This window comes from Roseivirga sp. BDSF3-8 (assembly GCF_041449215.1).
Lineage (GTDB): Bacteria > Bacteroidota > Bacteroidia > Cytophagales > Cyclobacteriaceae > JBGNFV01.
Genome location: NZ_JBGNFV010000001.1, coordinates 5,460,748 through 5,472,649, shown reverse-complemented (window position 1 = coordinate 5,472,649; position 11,902 = coordinate 5,460,748). Strand labels below are relative to the sequence as shown.

Annotated in this window: 13 protein-coding genes; 5 read left to right on the top strand and 8 right to left on the bottom strand. The window is 46.8% G+C overall.

What is annotated here, in order from left to right:
- Positions 1-197: 197 nt before the first annotated feature.
- Positions 198-344: a hypothetical protein gene (locus AB9P05_RS22240; RefSeq protein WP_371911042.1), complete on the top strand. Its 147-nt coding sequence runs from the start codon at positions 198-200 to the stop codon at positions 342-344.
- 133 nt (positions 345-477) lie between these two features.
- On the opposite strand, the gene AB9P05_RS22235 is transcribed toward AB9P05_RS22240, so the two are convergent.
- From AB9P05_RS22235 to AB9P05_RS22220, 4 genes are all read right to left on the bottom strand, one after another.
- Positions 478-813: a hypothetical protein gene (locus AB9P05_RS22235; RefSeq protein WP_371911041.1), complete on the bottom strand. Its 336-nt coding sequence runs from the start codon at positions 811-813 to the stop codon at positions 478-480.
- 142 nt (positions 814-955) lie between these two features.
- Positions 956-1,357, bottom strand: coding sequence for a hypothetical protein (locus AB9P05_RS22230; protein WP_371911040.1), 402 nt, complete (start codon positions 1,355-1,357; stop codon positions 956-958).
- On the bottom strand, positions 1,357-1,626 hold the full coding sequence (locus tag AB9P05_RS22225; protein ID WP_371911039.1) for a hypothetical protein: 270 nt from the start codon (positions 1,624-1,626) through the stop codon (positions 1,357-1,359). Before AB9P05_RS22225 ends, AB9P05_RS22230 begins: the two co-directional genes overlap by 1 nt.
- Positions 1,627-1,739: 113 nt before the next feature.
- Positions 1,740-2,846, bottom strand: coding sequence for a DUF6438 domain-containing protein (locus tag AB9P05_RS22220; RefSeq protein WP_371911038.1), 1,107 nt, complete (start codon positions 2,844-2,846; stop codon positions 1,740-1,742).
- Between the two features lie 147 nt (positions 2,847-2,993).
- Between AB9P05_RS22220 and AB9P05_RS22215 the strand changes: the two genes are divergently transcribed.
- Both AB9P05_RS22215 and AB9P05_RS22210 read left to right on the top strand, forming a co-directional pair.
- Complete coding sequence (locus AB9P05_RS22215; RefSeq protein ID WP_371911037.1) at positions 2,994-3,776, top strand: multiprotein-bridging factor 1 family protein; 783 nt, start codon at positions 2,994-2,996, stop codon at positions 3,774-3,776.
- Positions 3,777-4,046: 270 nt separating this feature from the next.
- Entirely contained in the window at positions 4,047-4,493 is a 447-nt protein-coding gene (locus AB9P05_RS22210; protein ID WP_371911036.1) for a hypothetical protein, read from the top strand.
- Between the two features lie 198 nt (positions 4,494-4,691).
- On the opposite strand, the gene AB9P05_RS22205 is transcribed toward AB9P05_RS22210, so the two are convergent.
- Positions 4,692-5,207, bottom strand: a complete 516-nt coding sequence (locus AB9P05_RS22205) for a helix-turn-helix domain-containing protein (RefSeq protein ID WP_371911035.1) — start codon at positions 5,205-5,207, stop codon at positions 4,692-4,694.
- 200 nt (positions 5,208-5,407) lie between these two features.
- Between AB9P05_RS22205 and AB9P05_RS22200 the strand changes: the two genes are divergently transcribed.
- Both AB9P05_RS22200 and AB9P05_RS22195 read left to right on the top strand, forming a co-directional pair.
- Positions 5,408-5,674, top strand: a complete 267-nt coding sequence (locus tag AB9P05_RS22200; protein ID WP_371911034.1) for a hypothetical protein — start codon at positions 5,408-5,410, stop codon at positions 5,672-5,674.
- A gap of 1,075 nt (positions 5,675-6,749) precedes the next feature.
- Complete coding sequence (locus AB9P05_RS22195) at positions 6,750-7,262, top strand: hypothetical protein (RefSeq protein ID WP_371911033.1); 513 nt, start codon at positions 6,750-6,752, stop codon at positions 7,260-7,262.
- A gap of 1,261 nt (positions 7,263-8,523) precedes the next feature.
- Here the strand turns inward: AB9P05_RS22195 and AB9P05_RS22190 are convergent.
- The 3 genes from AB9P05_RS22190 to AB9P05_RS22180 all read right to left on the bottom strand — a co-directional run bounded on the left by AB9P05_RS22190 (position 8,524) and on the right by AB9P05_RS22180 (position 11,898).
- Positions 8,524-9,930, bottom strand: a complete 1,407-nt coding sequence (locus tag AB9P05_RS22190; protein ID WP_371911032.1) for a hypothetical protein — start codon at positions 9,928-9,930, stop codon at positions 8,524-8,526.
- A gap of 366 nt (positions 9,931-10,296) precedes the next feature.
- A complete protein-coding gene (locus AB9P05_RS22185) occupies positions 10,297-11,100 on the bottom strand; it encodes a leishmanolysin-related zinc metalloendopeptidase (RefSeq protein WP_371911031.1) in 804 nt (267 codons plus the stop codon).
- Positions 11,101-11,256: 156 nt separating this feature from the next.
- Positions 11,257-11,898, bottom strand: a complete 642-nt coding sequence (locus AB9P05_RS22180; protein ID WP_371911030.1) for a hypothetical protein — start codon at positions 11,896-11,898, stop codon at positions 11,257-11,259.
- Positions 11,899-11,902: the final 4 nt, after the last annotated feature.

Below are 11,902 nucleotides of genomic sequence, written 5' to 3'. Positions count from 1 at the left end.
TTTATTTTCTGTATAAAATTGCGGATTTTACTGGAAAAAGTTTAGAATTTCGAAATATTTATTTTGTAACCACCCCTCTACCTTTTCTTATTCCTACTTCTCTTCTCCTGCCAAAAGCCAGAATAGGCCGAACCACCTGCTCAGCTTCAGTACGATATCACGCACCACAGCCAGGAAACCGAGGACAGATTGCGGGTGTGGCACGGGAGATAAAGTTGGATAGGCGGCGCCCTGCGGATGTGGACACGGTAGTGGTATTAGATAGCTGTATGTTTCTCAGGAAGCAGTTAATGACGGTAGGGGTTGAGGACAGCCAGCAGATCCCTACCACGGACCCCGGCTGACTATCAACCTTACCTCACCTACCTGCACAGCCTCAGCAATCCGGATGATGAGGCATGTTAGGTGCTTTGGCGCGAAAGTAAGCTGAGGAAGACATTTATAGCGCTAATCTGAAGATTCAACCGTAAAATACGACTACCGCTTATCAACCGCTAAATTTGCCAGCCTACCGCCAACCAAAAAAGCAATAACCGTAGGAATAATTAAGCTGATGGTATATAGGTCCATTTTGCTTATAAAATCTCCGCTCATTATGTCAGGTACCCTTACCAGGAAGTAGGCTACTATAGAAAGGACCGTTGCCAGTAAAAGATTATAGAGGACGCTTTCTTTTCTGAGCCATACATATAGCATGGCGAAAAGAAGGTGGAAAAGGCCTGCATACATTACTAAAATCAATAATGCCGAACCTATTGCTGCTAAAACACCCCCTTGACTTTCTATTCTTTCAGCACTGGTATTGACCATCATAAAAGTGAATATGTACAAGCCCTGAGATATCAAAAGGGACAAAGCGATAATAAGGACTTTAATGACAAATTTCATTAGGCTAATGTATTAGGAGATAAAGCAACGAGAATTTTTCCTTGCTTGATATGCTTTTCCAATCCGGTCAATCAATTGTCTCATACCATTTTACCCGGTACAGATGACATTTATCATTTCTGTTTTCTACTAAATATAATACCGGGAACATCTTCTCTCTTGAAGGTATTAGAAGAGAGCCTGTGTCAGCCGCTTTTTCTATTGCCTGTTTGTGCGTATCTATTTCTATTTTCCGCAGTCTTTCAACAGATATGAGCTCAAGCGTATCCAGGTTTTTTGAGGGGATTTGACCGTAATCCTCTAAAATTTCAAAAATTTCTTCTCTGCCCTCATGGCTATAATATAAGTTTACCATGTGGTCATTGACGCGTTTTTGCGTAAGGGATTCACTTTCGGCACTAATGGCATAAACAGGCGTAATCTGCGTGTCTAATAAAAAGAAGAGGTAGATTATTACGGTTTTTACCATTATTTACAGTTTGAAGGTGCCGAACTACGATAATTTTCAATTTCTTTTAAAATACTTTGTTGTTGTGCTTCAGTCAAGGACTTCCACGCTTCACTATAAATAAAGTCATTTGGGTCTTCAGTATTCCGATCATGAATTTTGAATAATCCAGTCCACGCCAAAGCCTCATAAGTTTCTCTACTATGCATGTTTTCATCGAAGACCTGTAGATAATCGGCTATCACACTGGTATAATGTTGAGCCATCTGCTGATGTTGCCAGTTTTTCACATGTCGACGATAATAATCGTATATGCCGGGAAAATCATCCATACTAACCTGCCCACCTACAGATTTAACTTTTCTAAATAACTCAGCATGAATAAGTTCATGAAAAAATACTTTTATTCCTCAAAATCAGACCTATCAAAATGCCTCTTCACAAAATTATACCCCAGATCATAGGTGATTGGCTGTTTGCCTTGCACTTGGATTCTGAAGTATTGCCCGTCTGATTCTATTTGTTGGATCATATCATCTTTTACCTTAGTCGACTGCCCAAAATTAACTTCATAGTCTGAAGGGAAGTCTGTATCTGTGATGGTCGATTGCCTGAGTTCACCCCATAATAAAAAGCTTTCAGATTGCTCAAGCTGTAACTTTACCGAATCATTGCTGAAGGAGTAGAAGGTAATGGTTGGAAACCAACTTTCAATTGTTCTTTCTGCTATCAGGGAGTCAAGCAGGTACTCCATAGATACGTATGTCCATACTAATTCCTTTGGTCCCACTCTTCCATAGTCACTGATGGTCTTCACGATCTCACCATTTTTAAGGAATGTTGTAGAGACGGCCTCATCATCTGTGTGGTCGGCAACATAGTCACCGGAAAGCTGCGTGATGTCTACACGGTTGAATTTAGAAAATATGGTCCGGGTCTGTTTATGGTCTAAGTTGGCTTTATATATTCCTATCTTAGATACGAAATTGCTGCCTCGATAAAGAACTTCATTGGTACTTTTAATTGATATATCATAGTTCGGACAAGGCCCGAAACATCCCGACCGGGAAAAGATGATCTGATCGTACCCAAAGTTTTCGTGTTGCTTGAATTGTATCCTTTGCAGCTTGATTAGGTTAGCATTTTTATCAGTAAGTATCAAGGTGTCCGAATGTAGTTTCTCTATTCGCCATGGGCCTGCCAGCGAATCCGCTATTAGAATGCTATCAGCTTCTATTTTATAAGGAAATACATTGTTTAAATAGTAAAATTGATGCTTCCCGGTAGTTGGGTTCTTTTTTGAATTGGTAAATCCGCTCAGGAACTCGATGGAATCTTCCGAAATAGTCAGGCCAAATGGGCCGCTATATTCCATGGGAATGTAGAAACTCTCTCCCGGGTACTCAACCACACTCCAGGTTCCTACAATGCTGACTTTTTCAGGCTTCTTGTTTCCCGAACAGCTTATCAATAGTGATATAATTAAGAGAGCCAGTGGTATTACTTTCATACATGTATCTGATCTGAGACCGAATTTACACGAACAGTCTTTAGGGTTCAATTTATTCTTCTATCAAAAACGCATCCCCTCATCACAAAAAATACAAAACGCATCGCTTTTTGCGTTATATTGATAGCGAACTTAAATGATGAAAACATGGAAGCAGTGACGGCGGAAGCCAGACTATTTGTATATGCCCGGAGGCAATGGGGGATGAGTCAGCGTAGGATGGCTGCGAAGCTCGGTATTAACCAAAGCAGTATCAGTAAGATAGAGAGCGGCACGCACCGCCCGCGGGTGAGTACCATAAGGAAGCTGGAACGCCTGATGGGGCAGCCGGCGGAGCACCTGGCCTGCCTGGCGATGGGCAAACCCGTTCCTTCACCAGAGCCTCGGAAGCCTGCGCCTGCCAGCGAGGCGAAAGTGATCAGGCTGAATCCCCGCTACCGAAAGATGGAGACGAGCGACCTGGAGTACCTCAGGGCCAGGTTCTTTACCCATGCCTATGAGCTGGAGCGTAAGGCCATGCAGGCGGCCCATTTCCTAAGCCAGAAGACCTTGAAGCACAAGCTGCACCGCCTGAACATGGAGCACCTGGAGCAGCAATACCAAAGCGCTGCGGCCATTCATGCCCACCTGGAGCGCACCCATGCACCGGCGACCCTGCAGGACCAGACCAAAACAGCCCTTGACCGGGCGGCCTCGCGGCTAAAAACGCAGCGCTACTACGGCACTAACATCCCCAACGCCACAGCGCTGGCCCGCGAACAAATGAAAATAGAGGAGATGGGGCTGAAGGTAGATCTGCTCAGAACCCACCTTTCGCAGATAGAGAACACCCTCACACGCAGAAAGCAGCCACAAGCCACCGGCAAGGGCAGGGTAGTGGCCCTTGGGGCAAATAGCTTCACCCGTCGACAGGTCTCACAGCAGGTGTAACCAAGGGACCAGGGGAGTTTCTTTATTTTGCGGTGCTGCACGATTGTGTGGGAGCCGGGCAGGTGTACCCGTAGCAGGCGGTCGCCAAAAGGTCACAGGTAACAGGCGGCTTTCCCTGTATCTGAAACCTGAAATACCGGCCATCTGAGCATACGAACCCCGCAAAGGGAAGGGTAGTGGAGGTGGGGTAATCCAATGGAGGGTCAGGCTTCCGGGGTTGCAATTATATGGGTAAATGCATTACTTTAGAGAGGACCTAAAAAAATCCCTATGGAGTTTTCTTATACTGAGGAGCAAAAACGCTCAGCCTTAAGCAAAATAAAGAAGCTTATTATATTCAATATGCTGATTGCCGGTATATTAAGTAGTGCCATGCTGTACGCCAAGAGAGATGAGCTGGGAGTAGCATTGTATGTTATTGCGGCTATATTCATTTTCCTGGCTATTTTTATGTATAAATTTTCAAATAAAAGTAACCGTGTTACCTATAATACCAGCTATGTGCTGGAAGAAGAGGCCTTACTGGTGAAGGAATATGATGCCGTAAAACATGAGATACCCTATAGTGATATCAGAAGGATAAAAATGAAGGGCCATGGTTACGTTATAGAATATACAGACTGGTATAAGTCTATTCCTGTTATGGCAGGCATTCAAAACCATGATCAGCTAATAGAAGCGCTTAAATCCCGCTCCCGCAATCTCGTTTACAAGTAATAAGGCATTCCTCACCCATAAACACACGTCGCTTTGCAGTCCCGAAAGCGCCACCTTCGCACGGATACCCCTCCACCCGTATGCCCCATGGAAGGCTCTGGCCTTTCGGATAACGAGAGGCTGCATACCCTTTGGAATGAGGAGGATTCAGAAAAACCAATACGCTATTGGTATCGGATGGCGGTTCGTTTGTGCAGCCTACGTCTCCAGATCTATTCTGGCTTCAAGTTCGGCAATCTTTAGTTTGAGGTTCATTTGCCTTTCCGGACTGTTGACTTTTAGCTTATTCAGGGTCTTTTGCTCCTGGAGACCTGTAAGTACAGAGGCGGCGGGATTCTTTTGGCCCTTCAGCAGGTCCGGCAGGTGGGAGAGGAGCTTCAGCAGGTGTACTGCCTCCTTGTAGTTCGCCTCCGTTTCTGCCAGCAGCTCACGCGTAAGCTTCAGCTCTATAGCCGCTTCTTTCTTCCACCTCGCCAGGGCTTCACTTGCTGCGTGGTCCAGTTCATTGAGTAGTTCGGCTACTTTTTCATCCACCTTCTCTGTCTCAGTTTCCAGTAAACGGCTCAGTTGCGAAGCCCTCACCAGGGCAGCGGAGGGTAATTCCCGTTGGCCTATCTCTGCCATTGAGACTAGGCCGCGCTTTACGCCCAGGTATGTAGCCAGGTCTGTCTGGGTCCAGCCCATTTGCTTTCTTATGGAGAGTAGCAATTTCATTGGTTATTTTTTGGTGGCAAATATTATTTTCCTTCAAAAATATGCCACAAAGATTTGTTGCAAAACATTTGTTGCAAAAAATAATGCAACAAAACATTTGCCACGCATCCTCATAGTAAATACCTGCACAGCTCCTTCCATCACACGGCGCGGCCACCTCCCAGGCAAAAAGCGAGCCGGGCCAGCAGGTAGGCACGGAGTTGACGAAAGGATTTAGCCAGGCTTCGGCAGACGCGGCCGGCATAGCAGGCGAGGCCTTCCAAATGGCCAATAAGCGCTACAAAGCGTCGGCAAACTCAGCCGACTTCCTGTTTATGCTTACCGTGGCCGACAAGAAGCAGCATTACCTGGCCATCGTGAGTAAAGATACGGGCGAAACGCTGCAGACCATCGATCTGGGTAGAGACAAAAAGCCCAGCTACGAGGTGGATGTGGTGACGAACCAGGGGTATTGGCCCATTGTGTAAAAGGTCCCTTTGGCCTTGATATGTCGTCCCGATGGGACTTGGTTTGCATTGTGCTTTAATTTCTACAAACATGTCGCCCCGATGGGGCTTTGATCTGGCTGCTTTTCTTTGGCCTACAGACATAGTATCTCGATGGGATTTAATGCTTCTCCGAATGATCGGCACCCAGATGAGACTATGGTTTATTTTGTTCTAAAATACCTATAGGCATGTCGTTCCGAGGAGGCTTGGTTTGCTTTGTGCTTAATTTTCTAAATTTTATGCATTGCTGTAAAGGAAAAAAAAGCTACCCCTAAAGGTAGCTATAAGCTCTGATGGCACATTAATTCCAGCCCTCAAGGACATTCTCTATATGGAGTGACCGTTTGGGTTTTGCATCTTTGATAGGTTACATTATTACTACCGATTACAGTCACGCATATAAGGTACTCCCTTTCGTAAAAGTAGTCTCTATTCGTGACTACAGTGGCTGTATTTCCTGAGACTGAATAGGATTTATACCCGGCTCCATACAGACTCCACTGGTAGCTATTTGCGGTTACACCATCACTAGAAGATAGCTTGCTCACCCATACGTCAGCCATGCAGTAATAACTACTAACAATAGTTTGGTTTAAGCTCAAACCAGTAAGAAAACGACGCTCGGCAACGTTGGAGGCAGAGGTCATGATTAATATCAGGCCTATTGATAATAAAGGTAATAGAATTGCTTTTTTCATAATTAAAGGCTGTAGTTTAGTTATATGTATTATAGCATTAATTTATGATAAATACTATTGATTTTATTTGCCCTTATTTTGATGAGTTTTTGTTTAGATGAATTGCATTATTATTTCTGATTATTATGATGAAGAAAAGGGTGTTTCTTAGTGTAATGTATAATTAAGTTTTATTTTTTGTTTTTTGAGTTGAGGGTAATTTTTTTTCCAGTATAATACTGGTATATGTTGCGGGACACTGCCTCGCAGTATTCTTAGCCGGGCCGGACTTAAAAAAATCAGGCACTTTGTCAGAACCTTTTCGCCCTCAGTTATTTCTCTATCTTAATGCGAGAACAAAAAAATTGAATCACTATATGGCAACGAAAGTAATAATATCAGACCTCTATAAATTTAACCGTACGTGGAAGAAGAAAAAGGCCCGCCGCGTGGTGGCGCTGATGAATACGGTAATCAACTCAGAGGAATTCAAAGAAAAGGTGCTGGCCTACGACTTCCAGGACACGCGCTACCGGCGCTCGTCCAAAGAGGCCTACGAAAGACTATCGGACAACCAGCAGATATATGACATCCTGATGAAGGGCAACGAGCAGGAGAGCCCCGAAGGCGATGACCATACCTGGCAACTGCGGATCAAACTCGGACGCTTCCTCTTCCAGGTGGGCCGCCGCGAGGGGGATCTTATCATCACGCAAAACTGGTTTTTCCGCAAAGATGGCAATGAGGCAGCCGTAGCAGGCCACTGGGCACACGAGTACGCGCACATGCTGGGCTTTAACCACGACTACGAACCCACCGAGCGCCGCGACCAGTCCGTCCCCTACGCCATAGGCCACATCATAGAGGAGATATTGGAGAAAGGGAAGTAATTGAATTACAGAATAATAGAGTAACTGAGTTATAGGGTAATAGAATTATTGATTTAAAGAGTTACTGAATTCCTTAAAGGAAGCCTTGCAGCCATTCCCCGGTTATCGTGCGATACTGAAGGGTGGTTACAGGGCTTTTTTAATACCCTCAGACAGCACGTAGCCACGCCACCCTAATGCAGAACCCATTCCCCCAAAATGCTACCCAAGGGACCGAACGCGGCCCGATTTACCCCCGCGGTAGTTGTTTTTTGTAAGGATGAAATGGCACCAAGTCCGGCTACCCTAATGCAGAAACAATTCCCCCTTCCGGCGCACCGAAGTACGTTTGGCGTGCTTCAATCTCCGGCAAAGGGGGCAGGGGTAGGGTGCCGGGGAGTGCACCACATTTCCGTCCGGGGGATGTAACGATGCACTGAAATAAGGCACTAATCCCCGGTTTCGACGCAGGAGAATACTGTGGGCGCCATGCAATGGGTCCCCGTCCTATGGCAGAAAAGCCAACCGAAAGTCGGGCCACCGAAAGTCGGCCCAGCGAAAGTCGGACCTCCGGAATGCCGGCCCAGCGAAAGTCGGCCCAGCGAAAGTCGGACCCCGAGAGTCGGACCACCGGAATGCCGGCCCAGCGAAAGTCGGCCCACCCGGATGCGGGCCACCCGGATGCGGGCCACCCAGGTGCGGGTCACCCGGGTGCGGGCCACCCCGAAATAAAACAGGCCTTCGCGTTTTTATTTCCCCCCTCCTACGCATAGCCATCAAGTTAAGGCTGTAAAGGGTTTAAAAATAGCACATTATTAATTCCTCATCAGTCAGCTAACTGACGGGGACGGCTCAAAAAAGCTACAGCATTTTAGCCATGCTGGGCCCGCAGACGGGTTGGCCGTAACTGGCTGCTTTAAATAGCATTCTGCCAGTACCTCCCCTGATTAGAAATACGCATTCGCGTTTTCTAATCGGTCCCCTTGCCTGATAGGAGGGGAATTGTTGCTTCGCTTGACGGCTATGCCTACAGGAGGGGAATAGGTGCTTATAAATACGGCTGTGCCTTTCCGCTATGCAAAAAGCACCAACTTAGTCCCCCTTCCGGCCCACCAAAGTACTTTAGGCGTGCCCAATCCACGGCGAAGGGGGCAGGGGTAGGGAGTTGGGAAGTGCACCACATTTCCGTCCGGGGGATGTAACGGTGCAGCAAGGCGCTAAAAACAAAAATAGAGACGCCTGTGCGACGTCTCTACTTACAGCCGAAAAGAGAGTAAACGATTTACTTTAGACCCATCTGTAGCCCCAGGTAAAATTTAGGACCCGTAAATGTGTAGGAAAGGTCTTTTTCCAGAGCAGCTGTACCGTCTACCGGATCGCCTACCTGTAATTCATTTAGCTCCTTGACCCAGGTAAATACGGCACCTGTGCTGATTCTGAACCGGTCATTGATCCTAAGCCCTATACCTGTAAATAGCATGGGGTAGTCTTTGGATGGCCCCGCGCCGATCTGAACAAAAGGCATGGTTTCGTGCCATGAGGGGATAACAAAATTGGCATTCAGCATGACATTGACATTCACTTGCTTGATATGCTCCTTTCCCGCCTCTGCGACAGTGGAGGCACCGTCAGCGTCTGTGGAGATGCCATAGGTATCATAAATGACATTCGTGAAGGCCACTCCGGGTGTTACCTCCCATAGCAGGCCACGGTAGTGAGTAAACGTCATGGTTTTGCTTACCTTTTTATCCTCGCCGTCCTCTTTATAGGTTACCTCGTAGTTGATATCATGCACTTTTCCTCTTTTCAGCGTTAATTCAGCTATTCTTTCAAAACTATGTCCATTAATATTCTCCAGCTTACCTGCATATTCACTAACTGTTTTTTCCATTTCTTTTAATACGCTGATTGCTTTTTCTCTTTCATCTATAATTAGATACGTGTTGTGAAAGTAGGTAGTAAATAGCATTGCAATCATAAATGATTTATCGTCATTAGTACAAGCTTTAATTTTAGGCATCAGAATTTTTTTTGCCTGCTCGTATAAGCTGTCAATTATTACTTGCTCTTTATGAACATCTTTTATTGATGACTTTATTGCGTTTAATTTTTCGCTTGGCTTGTTAGTGAAGTCTAATGAGGATAGCTCCTTTTTAGCGTTGATTATTTTTTTTGAAAAAACAGGCGTATAGACTAATGAGTCAAGGGTTTTAATCTTTAATATTTCATCTTCAGTAAGATCTATGCATTCACCAAAAATATTTTTGAAATATTTATTAGCAAGTGGAATTCTCTCTTTTGTGTTGTCTCCTTTAGTAATAGTCCCCCCTACCTCCAAAGATGATTGTTGAGTTAATTTGCTTAGAGCGTTATTCAAATCACTAATCAACTTGTCATCCCTTATTTCTGATTTTGTCTTAACATTATAAACAAGTGGATTCAATGGAGTAGCAAAAACCAGGGTACTACCTTGTCCTGTAAACAGAAAAAGGCTGGAGTCTGATAATTCTTCGTAAACATCCTCATTACCAAGGTTTATCTTATATCTAATCTTATTCTCTTCCGGACTGAAGTTTAGATATACATGCTTTTTGATTTTGATACCATCCAGTCGTTTCTCTATCTCTCCCTGGGCTAGGAGTGGGTAAGCGGACAGTATTAGAAAGAAGGATAATAGTAATTTCCTCATGGCTGTAGTGGTTAATTCATTAATTTAAATGGGGGCGTTCCCTTGTTAATATGAAGGTAGGGGATAAGCGAGACTGAAAACAGCGGGCTTTAGCGGGCGGAGGGGCGGCATTAGAATCCGGTGGAGGCGGCTTCGAATTCGGTTTTGGTAACACGGGGGTTCTTGCTATCTCCCTGCGGGACTACTGATTCCTTATCGTTAGGGTATCTGTCATCGCGATAGACAAAGAGCCACTTTAATATTATAAATTCCCCTCCTGGCTTATGAGGAGGGGACCGGATAAAAATCGCTCCGGCGGGTTTTTATTCAGGGGAGGTTACGCGCGCCGTTGGTTCAGCGCTTAGCAGTGCAATCATTTAGCTTTAATCAGATCAATACCGCCCTTTCCTCATAAGCAGCAGGCAGCGATTCGGGTGATAAAATGGTGATGTCAGGATGGTAAGAGGCATGCTGACAGGTACGGCATATGCTGTTCAGGTCCAGTTGCCGGGTGGCAGCTTGCTGAGGGTGGGGTAGGGCATAGGCCTCGGCGGCGGCATAGTCTACGGTGTAGCCCATGTCCTCCAAAGCAGCGAGCGTGAGGCGGCTCAAGGGGCTGCTGACGGCATCCATGTGCCCCGACATCAGCTCATTGCCAAAGATATGCTCGCGCCAGTGGAAGTCGCGGTTACCGCGCCCGCCGGTATTCTCCACCGGTACGCCCGGCTGCGCGCAGCCTGTTAGCTCACTGTAGAGCTGCGTGGCTTTAGGGCCGGTAAAGAGGGGGGCGTATCCCCCCTCATCAGCTACCAGGTTGAGGTAAGCGGATGACCAGAGCAGGCCAAAGCCAAGCACATGGGCCATTTGGTGCAGCAAGGCAGGATATAGGATGCCCTGGGCCTCCAGTCGGTGCAGGGCAGCCGGGTCGGCTTGCAAAATGCCGGCTGCGGGGAGCAAACTGTCCGGGCGCAAATATGTAGGGCCTGCCTTTCCGCGAATGCCATGGGTGTGGGGCAGGTTTATTCCCTGCACATCTACCCGGATGCCTGAGACCCACGCGCCGTGGGGCAGTTGCACGGGCGGCAGGTCGTGTTTGATGATATCCGACCACCTGTCTGCTGCCCTGGCGAAGGTGTCTTTATTCTTCGCATCTATTTCATCTGAGAAGGTTAGCTCGATCTTCAGTCCCATATCGCCTCTGTCTTTAGGTACGAAATCTCTTTTCGGATTGGATTTACTATCCGTTGATTATGAATAATTTATATAGGTAAGATGGGCGATGAAACGATGAAGTAGAGGGTGGCAGGAAGTAAATAGCCAGTGGCAGGGAACAGCGGGTAGATGGAACTAGCGATGCGTTTGCACGGCCCCTGTTTTTATCTGCAGGGCGAAGCCGACTGTATAGACGACGTAGGTGAGGATGTTCACGGCATTGTGCAGGAACCATAGCTGATCGGCGAGCGGCGTTTTGGCTAACAGCACGATGACAAAGGTGGACAGGGTGTAGAAGAAGATACCAGCCAGCAGAATGAAATGAGGCTGCCGGAGCGGCTGGGGCTCTCTCTCAATGTATTGCAGCAGCACACCGGCGGACAGAAAGGCAACAAGTACCTGGTATGTGGCATCGAATAGCCCGCGAAAGGGGCTGAATACGCCGATGACCAGCCACACGGGCACAGTAAGCCACAGGGCGTAGCGTGCGGCCTTATGCAACCAGCCGGGGCTGGCTACGGCGGAAATGAACCAGAAGAAAAAAGCGGCCTCTAGGGCGGAATAGAGCTGGTAAAGGCCGTCTATAAACAGCCCCTGCTCCGTGGTGACGCCCGGCGCCACGTTCTTATACCAGCTCAGGCAGTCCGTCACAAAACCCGCGAGCAGGAAAAGCACAAAAAGCCGGAAGGTCATTCCGGCTCTTTTTACGGTGCCCAGCCCTGTGAGCAGGGGCACCAGTATAAACAGGGTGGATATTATAGCTAGGGTTAGGTGCAAACTA

Coding starts and splice junctions, on each gene's coding strand:
- AB9P05_RS22235 (WP_371911041.1), bottom strand. CDS start 813: ATGATGGTCAATACCAGTGCTGAAAGAATAGAAAGTCAAGGGGGTGTT.
- AB9P05_RS22230 (WP_371911040.1), bottom strand. CDS start 1,357: ATGGTAAAAACCGTAATAATCTACCTCTTCTTTTTATTAGACACGCAG.
- AB9P05_RS22220 (WP_371911038.1), bottom strand. CDS start 2,846: ATGAAAGTAATACCACTGGCTCTCTTAATTATATCACTATTGATAAGC.
- AB9P05_RS22215 (WP_371911037.1), top strand. CDS start 2,994: ATGGAAGCAGTGACGGCGGAAGCCAGACTATTTGTATATGCCCGGAGG.
- AB9P05_RS22210 (WP_371911036.1), top strand. CDS start 4,047: ATGGAGTTTTCTTATACTGAGGAGCAAAAACGCTCAGCCTTAAGCAAA.
- AB9P05_RS22205 (WP_371911035.1), bottom strand. CDS start 5,207: ATGAAATTGCTACTCTCCATAAGAAAGCAAATGGGCTGGACCCAGACA.
- AB9P05_RS22195 (WP_371911033.1), top strand. CDS start 6,750: ATGGCAACGAAAGTAATAATATCAGACCTCTATAAATTTAACCGTACG.
- AB9P05_RS22190 (WP_371911032.1), bottom strand. CDS start 9,930: ATGAGGAAATTACTATTATCCTTCTTTCTAATACTGTCCGCTTACCCA.
- AB9P05_RS22185 (WP_371911031.1), bottom strand. CDS start 11,100: ATGGGACTGAAGATCGAGCTAACCTTCTCAGATGAAATAGATGCGAAG.